This window comes from Brachyspira hampsonii 30446 (assembly GCF_000316195.1).
Lineage (GTDB): Bacteria > Spirochaetota > Brachyspiria > Brachyspirales > Brachyspiraceae > Brachyspira > Brachyspira hampsonii_C.
Genome location: NZ_JH994111.1, coordinates 1,206,068 through 1,227,862, shown reverse-complemented (window position 1 = coordinate 1,227,862; position 21,795 = coordinate 1,206,068). Strand labels below are relative to the sequence as shown.

At 25.3% G+C, this 21,795-nt stretch carries 1 protein-coding gene; it reads right to left on the bottom strand.

All coding sequences use genetic code 11. The annotated features are described in order from the left end of the window. Nucleotides 1-510: 510 nt before the first annotated feature. A complete protein-coding gene (locus A966_RS10080; protein ID WP_008725197.1) occupies nucleotides 511-21,744 on the bottom strand; it encodes a SpiroCoCo family coiled-coil protein in 21,234 nt (7,077 codons plus the stop codon). Nucleotides 21,745-21,795: the final 51 nt, after the last annotated feature.

Below are 21,795 nucleotides of genomic sequence, written 5' to 3'. Positions count from 1 at the left end.
TTATTATTTTGCATTTGAATATAAATGTAATTAATTCTCTTCAATACATAACATTTCAATTTTTATTTTTATACAGCTAATATTAAAAATACATCTTATAATTTTTATATATAGTTTTTTATATACCAAAATTCTTTTTAAACTATATTGATTAGAAGATTACTATATAGTCCACACAACTTTTTTTGATTCTAAATATGAAGTACAGCACATACTAAGTACACCTTAGACTAAAAGCTATATTCTTACAAGCTAGGATACACTTCTAAAAAATGTATGTTTATATATTAAATAATTTTATACTAAATCTTGTCAAGTGCTTTTGAAACGAGGCTATTATATATAACTATATGCATGCATAAAATTGCAGAAAGTTTAGTACATAGTTTTTTGTAATCTAATATAAAGCCATATTATTAAAAAGTTAGCCATTTCTATTAATACAAAAATAAGGGTCTATAAGTTATATTCTTACAGACCCTATTTAATAAAGATAACAATCAAACTGTCTTAAAATTGTCCTCTTGACTGCTTATCCTTCCATGCTTTTATAATTCTTTCAACTTCATCTCTTGAATATGAACTATTTTTAACTATCTCATCTGGTTTCCAGCCTTCTTTATACATTCTAATTATAAACTCTTCTTTCTTGCTATCTATTTTAGTTGTTCCTTTTTTAGAAGTTTTAGTACCTTTATCAGACATATATTTATCAGCACTATCAAGTAAATCTTTCAAATATCCAGCAACATATTCAGCTCTCTTTAAATTCTTAACGATGTTATTATCATAATCATCATACTGATTTTTCATACGAACAAGATTTTCTCTCTGATTTTGTATTTCGTCTATTATGACATTAAGCTCTTCTAATTTAGAAATAAATAGCTGAACTTTCTTATCATTCTTATCTATTTTAGCCATATCTCTTTCTAAAGAGTAAATCTTATCCATAAAGTTCTTTCTAGTATCTTCAACTTCTACCATAGCCTCTTTTATGCTGTCAATCCTTTCTAAAATAGTTTTAGATTCTATCTCTGATTTTCTTATCTGCTGTAATATATCATCAGCATACTCTTCTTTATCTTTAATAAATGAAAGTTTATTTTCTATTTGAGATGCTATATCTATAACAACCTGTATTCCTTCCTCAGTCTGCTCTATAATAGCATTATTTTCAGCTATATTAACAAATCTGTCTTGAATCTCACCAGACATTTCCATTAACATATTTACTTTTTCCTGAGTATCCTTTAAGCTGTCTTTTTCTTTTTTAAGACTTTCAGCATAATCTAATATCTCATGATGCATTTTCTTTAAGCTGTCAAATTCAGACATAGTCTTATTCATTTCAACTGTTACAGATTTAGTATCTTCAACCAAAGCATTCAATTTAGAAACATCATTTTTTATAGACTCTGCCATTTCTTTAGCATTATTAAATACTTTTACAGTATTCATATATCTTTCCATGTCTTTAGCTATACTATCTATCTTAGATTTCATAGCTTCATATTCTAAAGAAATATCATTTGTTTTTACATCAAGCATTTTATCAATAGATTCAACTGCATCATCTAATTTTAATTTTAAATCATCAGTTCTATTGTCAAAATCTTTAAGTATGATATTTGTCTTTTCATCATAGCTTAAATTAATACTTTCAAGTCTTGCATCGATTTCAGAAGAATATTTAGTTATATCTTCTTCTAAAGCAGAAACAATATCTTTCATATTTGTAATTCTTTGATCATACTCATCTAAATTATTAGTATGAGCTTTAATTATCTCTTCTTTTGCTTTCTGTATATGTTCCTTAGCATCATTCATCAAAAGCGATAATGTCTGCTCTAAATTAGAATTAAGTCTTGCTATATATTTTTCATATTTCTCATTAGCAGATTCTTCTATACTATGAACATTTTCTTCTATAATGCTATTTGCCTCAGATATTCTTTCATTAACTGCTTCTGATATAGAATCTCTTAATGCTGTTAATGATTCTGAAAGACCTTCATAATGTGCTTTCAAAGCATCAAACTCTGAATTCTTTTCTTCTAATAAACTATCCATTCTACTAGAAACATTCTCTATTATAGAATCAAATTCAGTAACTTTATTTTCTATAGTAGATTTAGCATTATTAGACAACTCTTCTAATCTGGAATTGAATTTCTCTCCTTGAAGTTCTATATCCTGAGAGTATTCATTTATTTTATCTTTCAATTCCAATGCTTTCTCTTCTATCATAATTTTTAATTTTTCTACTGAAGGAGCAAACTCATTTTGTAAATTATTCATTTGCTCCTCAACAGCTTCAAGTTTTTCTTTATTATCTTCAACAGAAGTTAAAAACTCATCTTTAATACTTAAAGCCTGCTTCAAATCAGAAACAACATCTTCAACCGAGTTAGTTATTTGAAGTTTAGTATCATCTAATTGAGTATATAAAGATTCTATTTTTTCATTATAGTCTTTATACGCTTCTTCAAATAATTTTGAGAAATCTTCATGATTTTTCTCTTGTCTGTCAGTATAGAACTTTTCAGTAGTTAAATACATCTCTTTTAATTTAGCAACCTCATCATCATGTATGGTTCTAATTTCATCAACTGCTTTTTCTCCTTCCATATTTACAGACATTTTTAATTCACTGATAAACTCTTCCTGATATGTATCTATCTTCTTTCTAAATTCAATAATATTATCTTCAAGCTCTTTATTCATATTATTGAAAGCATCGGTTATCTTGTTATTAATATCATTTTCAATGCCTTCTATAGCACTTCTTACATCAGAGAATTTTTCAAATTTTTTCATCTCATTATTAATAAAATTCTGAACTATAGTCATTATATGAGGCGTCAAATCATTAGTTTCTTTTACTATAGATTCATTAAAAGAAGAAACTAAATTATTAATATCTTCTCTCGCCTTAGCCAAATCACTATTATTTTCTTCAGTCATTCTATAAGACAATGAATTAATATATTCTTCAGCTTCTTTTACTTTATTGCTGAATGCTTCTTCTTTCTCAGCTATCTTTGATGAAGCAATATCTGCAGCTTCTGATACAGCACTTGTTAAACTTTCAAGTTTATTTTTTATATTTATATCAGAATTTTTAACCATATCCATAAGCGCTTCTCTCTCTCTGCGAACAGTTTCTACTTCCTGAGATATATGTTTCTGAGATTGGCTTAACATTCTAAGCTCATTTTCCTGCTCTTTAATATTGGCTTTCATAGCATTTATGAAAGAATTTATATCATTTTCTGCTTCATCTATTTTACTGATTATACCTTTTAATCTATCATTTTCCAATAGATCTATTTCATCTTTAGTATTTTCTACTTTGTTATTTAAATCTATAAGTATTTTTTCAGCATCACTTCTTAAACTGTCTACTTCAGAAATTATAGCATCCTTATAGAAATCTTTTATTCTATCAGCTGAAGCATAAGCATCTTCAAAATGAACTATTCTAGCTTCTATACGCTTTCTGAACTCATCATTAGATTCTTCAAATACTTTTATAATATCATCTCTGAATGAATCTGTAAGATATCTCAAATCAGTATCCATAGAATCATTTTGTATGCTTTCAAACATTTCTGCAACCTGTCTTCTCTCATCTTCAATCATAGCAATAACATCATCTCTGCTTATAGTATCAAATGAAATTTTATTTTTCAAAGCTTCTATGCTGTCAATGATATTAATTTTCTCCTGATTAAACATACTCATAGTTGCATCTTGTTCTTTTAGAAGCTCAATTATTGATCTTCTAAAACTAATAAACTCATTCAAAAGTCTGTCTCTGTCACCTTCTATAGTATTCAAAGCTTCATCAGAATATATAGTTCCGCTTTCATATTTGAGTTTAATATCATCTATTTCAGCCATCAATCTATCTCTTTCAGCCTGCAAAGCCTCTGCTAAGTCTTTGATATTGGCTATTCTTTCATTAAACTCATTTCTAAATCCAGCCATTTCATTAGATATATTTTCTTTATATCTTTTGATGCTTTCAGAAAAATCCTGCTCCAATATTTGGAAGTCATCTCTAATCTTAGCTCCATATTGCTGAGCCATATTAGCCAAATCATTATTATTAGGAACAGAACCTAATATTTCATTTCTTAAAGAAACAAATTCTTCTTTAAGCTCATCTTTCAAAGTCTCTTTTTCTTCTACAAATATCTGGCTTACATTCTCTAAAGTAGGCATATCACTAAGTATATCTTCTTTCATCTTTAAAAGCTTAGCTTCAACAGAATCCTGTTCTTTAGAAAGAACTTCAGCAACAGCTTCAACAGTGGAGTAGTTTTCCTCTATATTCTTTCTAAATGATTCTAATGTTTCATTTATTCTAGTTCTTTCTTCCTCTATCAATTTTTCTACATAAGAACTATCTGCTTTTATAGTTTCTGCATTTTCAGAAATTTCTGCTTTTTTATCATCAATAGAAGATGTTATTTCCTGCTTATAACTATTAATAAGTTTTTCTATTTCTTCTTTTGATACAGAAACATCTTTTATATTATTAATTTCTTTTCTTATCTCTTCAAATGAAGATTCCAAATCTGACTTTTCCACATCTAAAAGATTATTTAAATTGTTCAAATAATCTTTTTTAAGTTCTTCAAATCTCTCTTCAGCTGATATATACTCAACTCTTACAGCTGATTTGAAATGGTCAAGTTCATCTATTAATTTTGCTTTTTCTTCCTCAAACATTTTAGCAAAATTTCTATTATTTTCTTGATTGTTAAGCAGTTCATCTCTTAACTCATAAAACTCATTTGTTATCTCTTCTTTTTCAGATACGAAAAGATCTGCAAGCTCATCCATATTAGGAACTGAATCTATTATTTTATTTTTAAACTCTTCAAAACTATTCAAAAGCTCTGAATCTTTATTTGATACCTCCTCAGCTATTCTAAAATAAACCTCTTTTCTAAACTCATCTATTATATTAAGAAGTTCTTTTTTATCTTTAGCCAATTCATTAGAAAGTTTCAAAGTATTGGTATTAAGCTCATTATTTATCTTACTTATATAAGATTCCAAAGCTTTTATTTTTACATCTACACCTTTATTAGAACTGCTAATATCATCTTTTATAGAACTAATATTATTTTCTATATAATCTAAAGCATTTTTCTCCTCTGTTTTCAAACTATTTTGAAGATTAATAACTTTAGATTTTACTTTATCATCATAATCATCTAATATAGAATATAATTTCTCTCTATATTTAGCTAAGTCAGCACCTAAAGATCCTTGATTATACTCTAAGTCTTTTATTCTACTATCAAACGAATCTATTTTTGAAATACTTTCTTCTAACTTAGAATCAACATTATTTTGTAATTCTAACTGTTTATTATAGATATCCTCTTTAAGAGTTTCTATCATAGATTTTATTTCAGAATAATCAGTATTATCAGATGTTATATCTTTAGCATTATCTAATGTATTTGTTATAGAATTAAGGCTGGAAGATTTCCAACTATTCAAATCATTTTGCATAGCTTCTATTTTATCTTTAAATTCTGCAAATGAGTCATTGAATTGAGATTCTAATCCTCCTTTTAATACATCAAAATTATCAGATATTATATTTCCATACAATTCTACAAGTTTCTCTTCACTAGACCATGCATCTTCAAAGAATTCTATTCTTTTTTCTATTCTATCTTTAAACTCTTTAGTATCTTTTTCTATATTATCAGCTAAATCGTTTTTGATAGATACTATACTGTCATTGAAGTTATTAAATATATTATCAAGCTTTTCTTCTAATATAGATATCTCTTCCGCACTAACATAAGATTTAGGCAAAGAATCCATTATATCATTTAAATCTCTATAAATTTCCTCTTTGCTGTCCAATATCTTATCTTCTAATTTACTAAAATTAGATAATTGAGGTATAACTGTTTCTTTAAATGATTCTAAACTTTCATTAAGATATCTAAAGTTTTCATAAACATCATTAATATTCTCATGAGTTATATCTGAATCATATTCATTTGATAATTTATCTTTTAATTCTCTCAACTCATCAGAAAGTCTTATAACTTCATCATTTAAACTAGTATCAACACCTTTTACCTTATCTTTTATAACAGATAAATCTTTTTCTAAATCCTCTATTTTCAAGAAATCATTTTTAAGAGAATTGAATGACTCTTCTAATCTATTTCTCTCCTCAATTAAATCATTATAACTATGATTATCTTTTATAGAAGAAATTTCATCTTTAAATTCATCTATAGTATTTGATATAACAGATTTATATTCCAATAAAGAAGATTCCAAGCCAGAAATACTATCTTCATTGTTGCTGATTTTAGCACTTAAAGTTTCAAATACATCGTCTATTGCAGATTGTATACGCAATTTTTCTGAATCAATAAAAGCCTCAGCTCTTTCATCAGTGCTGATTAATATATCGTCTTTCAATGAAGCAAAAGAAGATTTTAACTCATCAACTTCTTTCAATAATAATTCTTTTTCATTGACATAGAACTGAAGTATATTATTTTTATCCAATACAGCATCTTTTATCTCATCTATTGATTTATCAAAATCTCTAGTAAGAGTTGAATACTTATTATCTATTTCTTCTTTAACTTTATTTATCTCATCAATAAGAGATACTTTAACATTTTCTATATCTTCTAATATATCTGTTACTGAAGAAATTTTCTCACTGTACTCTCCAAATAAAGACAATATATGCTCATTATTAGATATAAATTCACTTACCTGAGTTTTAAATCTTTCATCTATATTAGATTTGAAATACTCAAATTCTGAAGACAATTTATTTACAGAAGTATATAATTCTTCTTTTTCTAAATCTATTCTATCAGAAATATCTTTTGCTTTATTTTCTAATTGAGTATTAACTACTAATAATGAATTTTCTATATTATTTAATTTTCCTCCTATCTCTTTTAACCCATCATAATTAACATTATCTCTAAATTCATTATAAAGCTCTAATAACTCATTTCTAATATCTTTCAATGAAGAAGTCTGCTCCTCTTTGAGTTCAGTTTCATAAGCTGACATCTTATTAACTATTTCTTCTTCCTTATTAGATATTAAATCATTTATCTGCGATTCCAAACTTTCTATAACATCTCTTAACTTATCATCAGAATCCTCAATCATTTTAGATACAGCATTATTGATGCTTTGATTTAACATATTAAGTGAATCATTTATCATAATATCTAAATCATATTTATTTTTTTCTATATCTTCTAAAGTTTTGGACATTTTATCATTTGAATATTCTTCAATTTTAGTTATAGATTCATTAAATCTTGTTTCTAAATTCTCAAAAGAAGATTTAAATATATTATCCAAATCTATTTTAGATAAGTTCATTTTATCATATAATTTAGATTCTAATTCTGAATAATATTCTCTCAAATATTGTTCAAGATATTCTCTTCCGCTCAATAAAATACTATATACTACTTCTTTTCCTTTTATCTCTGAATCATCTAAATAATTAGATATACTTTCTCTAGCTTCTTTTAACTGTTTGACTAATTCTTCAATACCATTTTCTTTCCAATGAGATATATCATTATCTATAGACTCTATTTTATCTTTCAAATAATTAATAGAGCTGTCTATTTTTATATTATTAGAATTTCTAATATCATTCAATTCTTCTTTTATATCAGCTGAGAAGATATTTTTTAATTTACCGCTGTCTGACCAAGTATCCTCAAAATAGCTAATACGCTTTTCCAATCTATATCTAAAGTCTTTATTATCTTCTCTTATTTGATTGAAAAGATTAGTTAATTCTTCTTTTTCTTTAATAAATGTCTGCTCTATTACATCGCTATTTTCAGATTTAGCAATTAAATCATCTCTAATAAAAGATAGTTTATTATCCAATTCTTCTTTTTCTTTAGAAAGAAGATTTTCTAATTCAGAAGATTTATTAATGCTTTCTTCTATTTGTTCTTTAACCTCATCAATTCTTACATTCAATTTAGCAACATTAGATGTGAGATTATTTAATTCTATAGAATACTCATCTAAATCCCTTACTATATCATCTTTTATTCTATCCTCAAAATCAGATAATCTGTCTGATAAAGCCTTAACCTCATCTTTTAATAGTATATCAACATCAGACATATTCTCTTTTAATTGATATAAATTACTTTCCAAATTTCCTAATTTGGTAAAATCTTCTTTTATAGTATTAAAAGAATCTTCCAAAGCTTTCTTTTCTAAAGCTAACTGTTCTATTGTATTATCCTTTTTAACAGTTTCTATCTCAACTTCTAAATTATCCATTTTTTCTAATAAATTGAGCTTATCAGAAATAATAGTATCTTTTAATTTGTTAACCTCATCATCAGTCATATTTAATCTTTCAAGGACAACACTTGTAAACTCTTCAAATATATGCTCTATCTCTTTTTTCTTATCATCAAATAAAGCAGGTACATTTTCATTGTCAAATTTCAATGATGATTCTTTGAAAGTTTGGAAATCATTTTTTAGTTTTTCAAGTTTCTCTATAATAGTATTGTTTTCATCATTATGTAATGATATTAATTGATCCTTATCTATTACAGAATTTTTCATAATATTAATTGCATTATTTAAATCAGAATTTAAATCTGCATATTTTTCTTTTAAATTAGAAGTCTCATTATCTAATTTTTCATTTACAGAATGAATCTTTTCATTTAAAACAGACATATATTTTTTGAATAATATAGATTCTGTTTCTTTACCTAATTTGTCAATAGCATCTAAAACTTTATTGCTTGTTTCTTCTTCAAATCTAATTACAGCATCATTAAAACTGCTTTCCAAATTATCAAAAGATTCTCTTACCATATCATCTAATTCTTCTTTAGCTTCGGTAAGCATATTCATTTTTTCTGCTATTTCAGTATTCAATTTATCAGAATATTCTTTTAAATATTTATCTATATAGTTTTTCTCATTATTTAAATGTTTAGATTCTGATTCTTCTCTAGCTCTTTCTATTTCTTCTTCTACTAATTTAGAATAATCTTTCAAAGAATTCAAAGAATTATTATAGGTATCATTTATCAAATTAGAATAATGCTCATAACCTGATTTCATATCATCAATAAATTTTTGATAATCATCTGATAATTTATTTTTTTCTTCTTTTCTATAATTTTCTATATTTTTTATTTCTTCATTATATCTATTTGAAGCTTCATTAAGCATATTATACAGATTATTAAAATTAGTATTTATTTCATTATTAAGTTTTGAATCTGTATCAGATAATTTATTTTCTATATCTCTTATCTTTTCATCTAACTTATTATATATGCTTGATTCTTTTTCTTCTATTTTTGATAAAATATCAGATAATATTTTTTCAGCTTTAACATCTGAATTATCTATATAACTTGAAATACTATTTTTAGCTTCTTCTAATTGTGCCAATAGCTCATTGATTCTTCCATCTTTCCAGCTTATAATATCGCTATCCATAGAATCTATTCTTGATTTAAGCTCATTCAAATATTCATCTCTGAAGGAAGTTAAATCAGAATTCATAGAATCCATTTTATCCTTTAATTCGTTGATAGAATTTTCAAATTTTAATTCTGTATATGATTTAATATTTTCTATCTCATCTCTTATATCAGAGGAGAACAAGCTTCGTATTCTGGCATTATCAGACCAAGAATCTTCAAAATATTCTATTCTTCTTTCAAGTCTTTCTCTAAACTCTACATTATCATTTCTAACTTTATCAAAAAGACTCTCTAATTTTTGTACTTCATCATTAAATAATGTTTCTATATTATCATTTTTTCCAGATATTGAAAGAATATTATCTTTTATTAAAGATAACTTACTTTCTAATTCTTCTTTATCTTTCAATATAGTATTTTCTATCTCAGAAGATTTATTCAATGAGTCATGAATATTTGATTTTATAGATTCTATATAATCATTCAATGTGTTTACATTAGAACCAAGCATAGTTAAATCATTTGAATAATCTTCTAAATCTTTGGAAATATCTTCTCTGATTTTAGAGTCAAGTTCTTCAACTTTTGAAACTAAGCTTTTAACTTCATCTTTTAAATTTATATCAACATCTACCATATCATCTCTTAATTGATATAAATTATTCTCAAGATCTTCTAATTTAGAGAAGCTATCCTTTATAGAATTAAATGACTCTTCTAAAGCATTCTTTTCTAAAGTCAATCTATTAATAGTATCATCATCTCTTAAAGAGTACAATTCATTTTTCAAATTATCTATTTTCTCTAAGATGAAAGACTTATCTTCATATATTATATCTTTAATATAATTAATATCGCTTTCTGAATTATTTACTCTGTCTAATAATGCTTCACTGAATTCCTCGAAAGCATTTTCAATTTTTTTCTTCTCATCATCAAATAGAGAAGGTATAGATTCTTTATTAGTTTTCAATATATCTTCTTTGAAACTTTCAAATTCTTTTTTAAGCTCATCTACTTTTGAAACTAAAAGCTCTTTTTCAGCAGACTGCATTTCTAACAATTCGTTTCTATCTAATATTGAATCTTTTAATACTTCTAATGAACTATCAAAATCTTTACTTAAAGATTCATACTTTTCAATTATAGAATTAATATCACCATAAACTGTATTATTCAATGAAGTTATATTAGAATCAATTTTTTCTGTAATATTTGACAAATCGCTATCCATTCTTTCGTTCATTTTAGATACTTCATCTTCTATCTTTTTAGAGATAGAGTTTAACTGTTCATTTAGATAAATATTGTATTCATCTTTATCAAATACAACTGCTTTAGAATCTTTTTCTAATTTTTCAATGACTTCTAAAAGTTTATTATTAGATTCTTTTTCAAATTTAGATATAGCTTCCTGCATATTCAATTCTAAATTATTAAATGAATCTTTTATGATATTATCCAAATTATCTTTAGCTGCATTCAAAGTATCAATTTTTTCTGAAACTTTAGCATCTAATTTATCAGAATAGTTTTTCAAATAATCATCAATATAGTTTTTCTCATTATTCAAATGTTTAGATTTTGACTCTTCTATTGATTTCTCCATTTCTCCTTTAACTAAATCAGAATAATCTTTCAAAGAATTGACAGAGTTATTATAAGCTTCATTTATCAGATTAGAATAATGATTATAACCAGATTTTATATCTTCAATAAGTTTTTTAGAATCTTCTAATAATTTATCTGCTTCTATAGTTCTATAATTTTCAATATTTTCTATTTCTTCATTATACTTAACTAAAGCATCATTAATCATATTATGAAGGTTATCTAAATTTACTGCTATATCATCATTAAGTTTAGAATTTGTTTCTGATAATCTATTTTCTATTTCTGCTATTTTTTCATCCAACTTACTGTAAATATTATTTTCTTTTTCTTCAATTTTAGATAAAACTTCAGTTATAAGTTTATTCTTTTTATCTTCTGTAGTATCCAAATAAGCAGATATATCTCCCTTAGCAGTTTCTAATTGAGCCAATAAATCATTGATATTATTTTCTTTCCAAATAGAAATATCATCATTCATGGCATCTATTTTATTATTCAAATCATTAAGATAATTTTCAAATTTGATTTCTGTTTCTTTTTTTATCTCTTCTAGCTCATCTCTCATTTCAGAAGCATACAAACTTCTTAACTTTGTACTATCTGACCAAGTATCTTCAAAATAAGTTATACGCTTTTCTAATCTGTCTCTGAACTCTATATTTCCATTATGAACTTTATCAAATAATTTCTCCAATTTAGAAACTTCTTCATTAAATAATGTTTCTATGCTTTCATTTCTTCCAGTCATTGAAAGAAGATTATCTTTTATTGAAGACAATTTATTTTCTAATTCTTCCTTATCTTTTAATATAGTATTTTCTAATTCTGATGATTTATTTATAGAATTAACTATATCATTCTTAATATTATCTATATCAGAATTAATATTATTCAAACCTGAAGCGAATTCTTTTTCAATATTTTCAAACTTATCAGATATATTAGATACATCATCTCTCATATTTTCTCTTAATTCATATAAATTCTTTTCCAAATCTTCTAATTTTGAAAAATCATTTTTTATTGAATTAAAGGATTGCTCCAATTCTTCTTTTTCTAAACTTAATTGAGTCAATGCATCATCATCTTTTAAAGAATTAATATCAGCTTTCAAACTATCTATTTTATCTAATAAAGAAAGTTTATCCTCAGAAATAGCATCTTTTATATAATTAATATCAGTTTCTGAAATATTCACTCTATCTAATAAATTGCTTGTAAACTCTTCAAAAGCATTTTCAATTTTTTGTTTTTCTTGCTCAAATAGAGCAGGTATATCATCTTTATTAGAACTCAATACTTCTTTTTTGAAATTATCAAATTCTTTTTTAAGTTCATCTATATTTCCGGCTAAAAGCTCTTTTTCAGAATTTTGAAGTTCTATAAGCTCATCTCTATCTAAAATAGAACCTTTAATTAGCTCTAATGCCTCTTCAAAGTCAGTGTTTAATGCTTCATATTTGTTTTTAACTTCTAACATATCACCGTCAAATTTAGAAGATACATTATATATTTCATTATCAATTTTAGTATTTATTGAAGCTAAATGCTCCTCTAATTCTTTAATATATTCTTTATAATTTACCAATCTCTCTGATGCTTCAGATTCTAATTTGGCTATAACCTCACTTACTTTGCTATCTGCATCTTCATTCATTTTAGCTATAGCATCATTCAAATTATTATTCAATTCTGCAAATGAATCTCTTACCATATCATCTAATTGATTCTTGCTCTCATTTAATGCATTTATTTTATCATCAATTTGACTTTCTACTTTTTCAGAATAATCTTTCAAATACTCATCTATATAGTTTTTATATATATTTTTGTCATATACAGCTTCTTTTCTAACATCCTCTATTTCTGATTTTATTCTATTTGTATATTCTGATAAAGAAGATAAAGAATCCTTATAAGCTGAGTTTATCAATTTAGAATAGTAATCATATCCTGATTTTATATCTTCTAAAAGTTTGCTTCCCTCTTCATTTCTATAATGTTCAATATTTTGTATATCTTCATTATATTTAATTATTGCTTTATCTAGTTGTTCTTTTACTTCTTCTAATTTATTGTATGCATCATCAGATACTTTAACATCTAAAACTGATAATTTATTTTCAACATCAGCTATTTTAGAATCTATTCTATTATAAATAGCATTTTCTTTTTCTTCTATTTTAGAAAGCAAATCAGAAATTAATTGCTCTTTTCTATTCTCTGTTGATTCTAAATAATTTATTATATTATTTTTTGCTGACTCCAATTCTGAAAGAAGCTCATTAATTTTTCCATCTTTCCAGCCAGATATATTTTCATCAATAGTCTCTATTCTATTTGATAAATCGTTAAGATAATTTTCAAATTTCAATTCAGTTTCTTTTTTAACTTCTTCCAATTCATTTCTCATTTCAGCAGCATACAAACTTCTGATTCTTGTACTATCAGACCAAGTATCCTCAAAATACTCTATACGCTTAGCCAGTCTGTCTCTAAACTCTATGCTGTCATTTTTGAAATTATCAAATAAATTTTCTAACTTTTTAACCTCATCATTAAATAAAGTATCTGAAACTTTATTGTTAGATGATATTAATGACAAATTATCTTTTATAGAAGATAATCTATTCTCTAATTCCTCTTTATCTTTTAATATAGTATGCTCTAATTCTGATGATTTATTTATAGAATTATTTATAGCATCTCTAATTACATTAATATCAGAACTTAAATCTCCAATATTATCGCTTATACTATCTATATTAGAAGATATATCTCTTATATTATCATCATTTTCTTTGATTTTATTTTCAAAAGAACTAAATTTATCAGATAAACTTTTAACCTCATCTTTCAAATCTAAATCAAAACTATTAACATTATTTTTTAATTCATATAAATGATTTTCTAATTCTTCTAATCTTGAGAAATCATTTTTTATAGAATTGAAAGAAACTTCCAAAGCCTGTTTATCTAAAGCTAATTGAGTTATAGTATCATCTTCTCTTAAAGCCTCAATTTCTGATTTCAAATTGTCTATTTTTTCTAATAATGAAATTTTATCTTCAGAAATTATATCTTTTATATAATTAATATCTCTTTCAGAATCATTTACTCTATCTAATAAAGTATTAGTAAAATCTTCAAATGCTTTTTCTATTCTATCTTTTTCTTCATCGAATAGGGCAGGTATATCATCTCTATTTGCAGTTAATATCTCATCTTTGAAACTTTTAAACTCATCTTTAAGCTCATCTATTCTTTCTGATAAAAGCTCTTTTTCAGAAGTTTGTAATTCTATGAGTTCATCTCTGTCAAGTATAGAGCTTTTTATTATATCTAATGATTCTTCAAAATCAGCATTTAATTCTTTATACTTGTTTTTCAAATCAGATATATCATTATCAAATTTTGAAGATACATTGTATATCTCATTATCTATTTTCGCACTAATAGCTCTTAAATTTTCTTCTAATTCAGACACATAATTTTTATAGCTGAAGAATCTTTCTGATGCATCTTTTTCTATTTTTTCAAGAGCACTATTGATTTTAGAATCGGCATGCTCATTAAATTTCAATATAGCATCATTTAAATTAATATTGAGAGTATTAAATGACTCCTTTATCATATCGTCTAATTTATTTTTACTGTCATTTAATATATCAATTTTTTCATTAACTTTATTATCTAATTTAGCAGAATATTCTTTTAAATACTCATCTATATAATTCTTTTCATTATTTACATGTTTATTTTCAGATTCTTTTCTAGCTTTTTCTATATCAGCTTTTATTCTATTAGTATAATCAGCCAAAGATGATAATGAATCTTTATATGTAGTATTTATAAGTTTAGAATAATAATCATATCCTGATTGTATCTCACCCAATAATTTACTGCCTTCTTCAGCTCTATGATGTTCAATATTCTTAATATCTTCATTATATTTATTTATAGCTTTATTTACTATATTCTCAACCTCTTCCAACCCTCTAGCTATATCATCAGATACTTTTCCATCAACTGCAGATAATCTGTTTTCAATATCTTCTATTTTGGCATCTATTCTGTTATAAATAGCATTTTCTTTATCTTCTATTTTTAATAATATATCAGAAAGGAATTCTTCTTTTTTTCCTTCAGAAGATTTCAAATAATCTTTTATGCTTTCTTTAGCATTTTCCAACTGTTCTAATAGATCATTAATTTGTCCATCTTTCCAGCTGGATATGTCTCTATCCATAGCATCAATTTTTTCTTTTATGCCATTAATATATTCATCTCTCCAAGCAGAAGCATCATTATTAACAGCCTCTATTTGAGATTTTAAATCATTAACATAATTTTCTAATTTTATATCTGCCTCTGATCTTATGCTCTCAAATTCATCTCTTAAATCAGCTGCATAAAGATTTCTAATTTTTCCAATATCAGACCAAGTATCTTCAAAATAATCTATACGCTTTTCTAATCTATCTCTAAATTCAGCATTATCTACTTTGATATTATTAAATAAAGAATCTAATTTTTTTACTTCGTCAGCAAATAAATTTTCTATATTCTCATTTTTGCTCAATGCTTTTAAAAGATTTTCTTTTATAGATGAAAACTTATTCTCCAATTCAGAAGATTTATCTATAGAGTTTTTTAAATTATCTCTAATTTCATCTATATTGTAAGATAAGTTATTAAATCTCTCATCAGTTACTGTCTTATGCTCAAATTCTTCAAATCTATCAGATAATGTTTTTATATCATCTTTGAAATTTAAATCTATATCTTCAATATTATCTCTTAATTGATATAAAGCAGTCTCTAAATCAGATAATTTAGCAAAGTCATCTTTAATAACATTGAAAGAATCCTCCAATGACTGTTTATCTAAATCTAACTGTGCTATAGTATTATCTTCTTTTATAGATTCTATATCTCTTTTTATGTTATCAATCTTTTCTAAAAATACATTTCTATTTTCAGATATAACATCTTTAACATAGTTTATATCATTTTCAGAATTATTCATTCTATCCAAAAGGCTAGAAGTAAAATCTTCAAATGCTTTTTCTATTTTTTGCTTTTCTTCTTCAAATAGAGTAGGTATATCTTCCTCATTTGCTTTTAAAAGCTCATCTTTGAAAGAATCAAATTCTGTTTTCAAAGTTTCTATCTGCTCAGATAACATATCTTTTTCAGAATTATGTAATTCTATAAGTTCATCTCTATCAAGTATAGAAGACTTTATCATATCTAATGCCTCATCAAAATCAGAACTCAAATCTTTATATTTTGTTTTTACATCAGATATTTCATTATCTAATTTTGAAGAAATATTATATAGCTCATTATCTACTTTAACACTTATAGCTCTCAACTGTTCTTCTAATTCAGATATATATTTATTATCATTATTCAATCTTTCTGATGCTTCTTTTTCTAATCTATTAACAACAGAATGTATTTGAGTATTAGCTTCCTCATTAAATCTGTTCATAGCATCATTTAAATTCGTATTAAGAGTATTGAAAGACTCTTTTATCATATCATCTAATTGAGTTTTGCTTTCTGTTAAAATACTTAACTTATCATTAACATGAGCTTCAATCTTTTCTGAATAATTTAATAAATAGTCATCTATATAATTTTTCTCATTGCTTAAATGTTTTTCCTCAGCTTCAGTTCTGGCTCTCTCTATCTCTTTTTTAATATTTCCAAGATGAATTTCTAATTCAGACACAGCATCTTCATATATTTTATCTATCATAATAGAATATTCTTCATAATCTTCTCTTATGCTATTGCCTAAATCTTCCAAGTCAGATATTATATTTTCTGTTTCAGCTTCTCTATGATGTTCTATTCTTTTTATTTCTTCATCATATTTTGCAACAGACTCATTTATTCTATTATGTATTTCTTCTAAACTATTTCCTATTGCATTATTTAATTTTTCATCTACAGAAGAAAGTTTATTTTCAGCTTCTGAAATTTTTTCATCTATACGAGAATATATTTCATTTTCTTTCTTTTCTATATCATTAATCATATCAATGAAAAATTGGTTCTTTTTACCTTCTGAAGTATTAATAAATTCTTCTATTCCTTTTCTAGCTTCATCTAACTGAGAAAGCAAAGTATTTAAATTACCATTTTTCCAATCATATATATCCTGCTCTATTAACTTCATTTTTTCTTTCAATTCAGAAATATGATTGTCATATTTAATATCTGCTTCTTTTCTTATATTTTCAACTTCTTCTCTTATATCAGCAGCATATATACTTTTGATTTTAGTATTATCAGACCATACATCTTCAAAATAAGACATACGCTTTTCTAATCTATCTCTGAAACTTTCATTATTAGAAGTCAAACTTTCAAATATAGAATCCAATCTATTTTTTTCTTTATTAAGCAATTCTTCTATTTCATCTTTATCTAAAAAAGAAGACATATTCTTTCTTACAGCTTCAAAATTATTATTAAGTGATTCTAAATCTCTATATAATACGCTGGAATCTTTTTCTATTTTTTCTTCCAAATTATTTTTGAAATCTCTTAATTTATCTGATAAATCTTTAACATCATCTTTTAATCCGCTGTCTATTCCTTCCATTCTATTTTTAAGAATGATAAAATCTTTTTCTAAATCAATTATCTTATCAAAATCATCTCTTAAAGCAGTTACTGAATTTTCAAGCACAGCTTTTTCTTCAGATAAAACTGTAACCGTATTATCATCTTTTATATCATCAACATCTTTTCTTAAAATCTCTATCTGTGATATTAAATGACTTCTCTCCTCAGATAAAACATCTTTAATATAATTTATATCGCTTTCATTATCTGTGAGTCTCATAAGTAAATTTTTACTAAACTCATCAAACATATTTTCTATTCTTTCTTTTTCTTCATCGAATAATGCAGGTATTTCTACCTCATTAGTTCTTAACATTTGATCTTTAAAAAGCTCAAATTCTTCTTTTATATCCTCTATCTGATTTTTCAAAAACTCTTTTTCACTGTTTTGAAGTTCAATCAATTCATCTCTGTCTATTATAGAAGATTTTATATTATCTATAATACTATTAAAGTTTTCATTAGTATCAGATATATGAGAATTTAAATCATTAATCTGCTCCAATAGAGTTTCTTTAATATTTTCTATAGTATTGCTTAAATCATTAATCTGCTCTAATCTATTATTATGATCATCTAATATAGCAAGTACATTTTCATTATTAGAAATTAATTTATCAGCTTCCTCTCTTAATTTATCATCAACATTATCTTTCAATGATATAAACTCATTTCTTAGATCCTCTAATGTTAAACCTATACTATCTCTAACTTCTGCTGCTGTATTAGATATAACTTTATTAGCATGCTTTTTAATTTTAGCAATATACTGTAATGCTTTTTTATTATTAGCTTTTCTTATTTTAGCCAATATTTTAGAGAATCCGCTGTACAAAGTATTGAATGAACTGTTTAATTCTTCATTCAAGCGATTAACTTCTTCATCTATTTTAAAAGATGCTTTATTCAAATACTCATCTATATAATTAGCTTCATTAGAAAGATGTTTAGCCTCAGATTCCTCTCTTGCTTTTTCTATTTCATCTTTTAGACTATTAGCATAATCATTTAAAGAATCTTTTTCTTTATTATAGAAATCTTCAAGCATATTAGTATACTGCTCATAATCTCTTCTTATACCGGCACCAATATTTTCTATATCATGAATTATATTCTGACTTTCTTCAAATCTGTATGTTTCTATCTCTTTTATCTCATCTTGATATTTATTTATAGCATTGTCTATTAATTCTCTAAGCTCATCTAACTTTTTAGATGCATTTTCCTCTACACCAGCAAATATATCACCACTCTTTCTATCTATTTCCTCTTTTTTGGAAACTATATAAGAATCTATTTCTGATGCTTTAGAATCAATAATAGACTGCATATTATTAGCATTATCAATTATTTCATTAATTCTTTCGCCTAAATTCTCTATGCGAATTTTATATTCATCACTCATTAAAGAAGCATGATGTTTTAATTCTTCATAATCATCTTTTAAATTATTAGAATACTTTTCAAGCATAGCATTATATTCTGCACTTATAGCATTCAAATCAGCTCTTCTTTCATCTAGTACTCCATCTATTTTCTTATCTAAAGAATTATATTTATCTTCTATATCAGACATTAATGCTTTTTCTTTATCCTCAGCATTTTCATATACTTTATTTATAGTTTTTTCAAAAGTATCTCTTCCGTTTTCTACTCTATGCATTATATCTTCAATTTCATCTTTTATTTTGTTCATGCTGTCTCTTTTTTCATTCAAAAGAGTATCAAATGCATCTGTAGCCTGACGAAGTTCATTATGAAGCATGTCAACAACTTCTTTTTTACTTTCCTCATTGAATTTAACATTTTCATTTATAGCTAAATCCATTTTGTTCTTAAACTCATCAATAGAGTTTTCTATATTGCTTATTAATTCATCATGCCTTTTTTCGCTTTCATCAACCTGATTTATAACAGAATCAATACTGTCAGTTATAGCTTTCATTTTTGTTTGTTCATAATCATCTAAAACATTTTTTAAATGAGATTTCAAACTTTCTATATATGCATCGCTGTAATCTGATATTTCTTTTTTTATACCATCTATTTTTTCTTCAGTATCTTTTATTCCTGTGTCTAATTTTTCATTAGCTATGCCTATTAAATCATTGATTTCAGAGGAAGATTTTTCTAATATCTCTAAACGCTTTTCTAAATTTTCTTTTATATTATACTCTGTATCTTTGCTTAAAGTATCTATATCAGAATAGGCTTTATCATATTGTTCTTTCAAACTTGATAATTTCTCATCAATAGCACTCAAATCAGAAGAAGTATTTTTGATATATGAATCAATATTCTGCTCTAATTCGCTTTTTACAGAAGAAAATAATCTTTCTATTTCATTAACTCTATCATTAGCCTGTGCTTCTAAATCTTTATATAAATATTCTTTTTGTAAGTTTAATGAATCAAGTATTTCTTCCTGCTTATTATTAAGAATAGATATTATCTCAGAAGTTTGATAATGAGTTTCATCTATTTTATCTTTTAAAAGATTAGTTTCAGTTTCAACATCATTTCTAAGCTCATTGATTTCAGCTATTAAAGAACTTCTTGCTTTATCTATAGAATACTCCATATCATCTTGAGCTCTAGTTAATATATCATCTTTCAATTTATCTATATCGTTAACTATATCCTCAAATCTGCTTTCAGCTTTAAGCATAGTTTCTTCACTCATACCATCTATAGATATGATTAAATCATTAAGTTCTTTAGTTTTATTTCTGTAAAGAGTTATTACCCCATCATCTTCATTTTCAAGTACATTTTTTATATGATTGGAGAAATTTTCTACTTCAGCTATGAATCTATTATTTATATCATCTTTTAATACAGAGAACTCACTTTCTAATTGATGAGCTTTTTCTGCATAATCTTTACTTATATAATCTGCTTTATCTTTTATATCATCTATAGATTTTTCCAAAGAATGAGCTTTCTGTTCTATAGAATCCAAAAACTCCTCTTTATCCTGACTTATTTTCTCAAGTCCTTCTTTAAGAGTAGAGTAGAGCATCTCTTTAGTTTTTTCCATCTCATCTTTGAATTCTAATACACTTGACTCTGTTATAGAATTAAGTCTGTCATGTATAGTATCTCTCAAATTATTTAATTCTGTCTCAAGTCCATCTTTAGACTGACTTAAAGTTTCATAACGATTTTCTATATCTTTAGATTTAGTATCTATCTCATCAGCAAATGATGAATACTTGTTTATAAGCTCATCTCTGCCTTTTTCAAATAATTCAGCTAATTGTTCTATATTATGACGGGCTGTTCTTTCAGCAAGCTGAGTAAGCTGATTAGTAAATAATTCCTCTTTTTTAGCAACATGAAGCTTAAATTCTTCTGTAAGAGCTGATATTTTCTCTTTTTCCTGTTCTGCCATAGTGCTGTAATGGGCATCGCGGGCTAAAAGATTAGTAGTAAGAGCATCAAATCTCTTATAAAGTTCGCTTTCAAATTCATTTAATTTAGAATTATAAGATTCAATTAATTTATCTTGTATGGATCCGACATTCTTTTCTAATTCTGTCATCTTTGCTTTAACATCGGATATTCTTTTATAAGTTTTTTCTATAGTATTTCTTTCTTTTAATACAGTATCTACTTTGTTTAATATTTCTAAATAAGCCTCTTCAAGCGAATCAACCTGCTCCTGATACTGAGATACTGCGGCTTTATAATCTTTGTATGACTCAATTCTTTTATTTAATTTGGCAAGGTCTTCTTCCATAGATTTGCTTATAAAGCCAGCTTTTTTAACTGCTATCTCTAAGTCTATAGCATTATCTCTCACCTCAGAAATTTTCTCTTCTACAATACCTTCCAAAACAGCTTTTTCTTCAGCAAACATTTCATTAAAATTATTATTGCCGTAATTTTTTTTTCTATTGACTACGCTATATATACCGATAAGTAATAGAGGAACAACAAATGTTAGTATTAATTGAAGAACAGGGGTCATAAAAAAACTCCGTAAATATAGTATATTAACATAATTCTATATTATGTTAAT

What these genes read in the sequence shown, in the direction of transcription:
- A966_RS10080 (WP_008725197.1), bottom strand. Translation starts at nt 21,744, where the DNA reads ATGACCCCTGTTCTTCAATTAATACTAACATTTGTTGTTCCTCTATTA.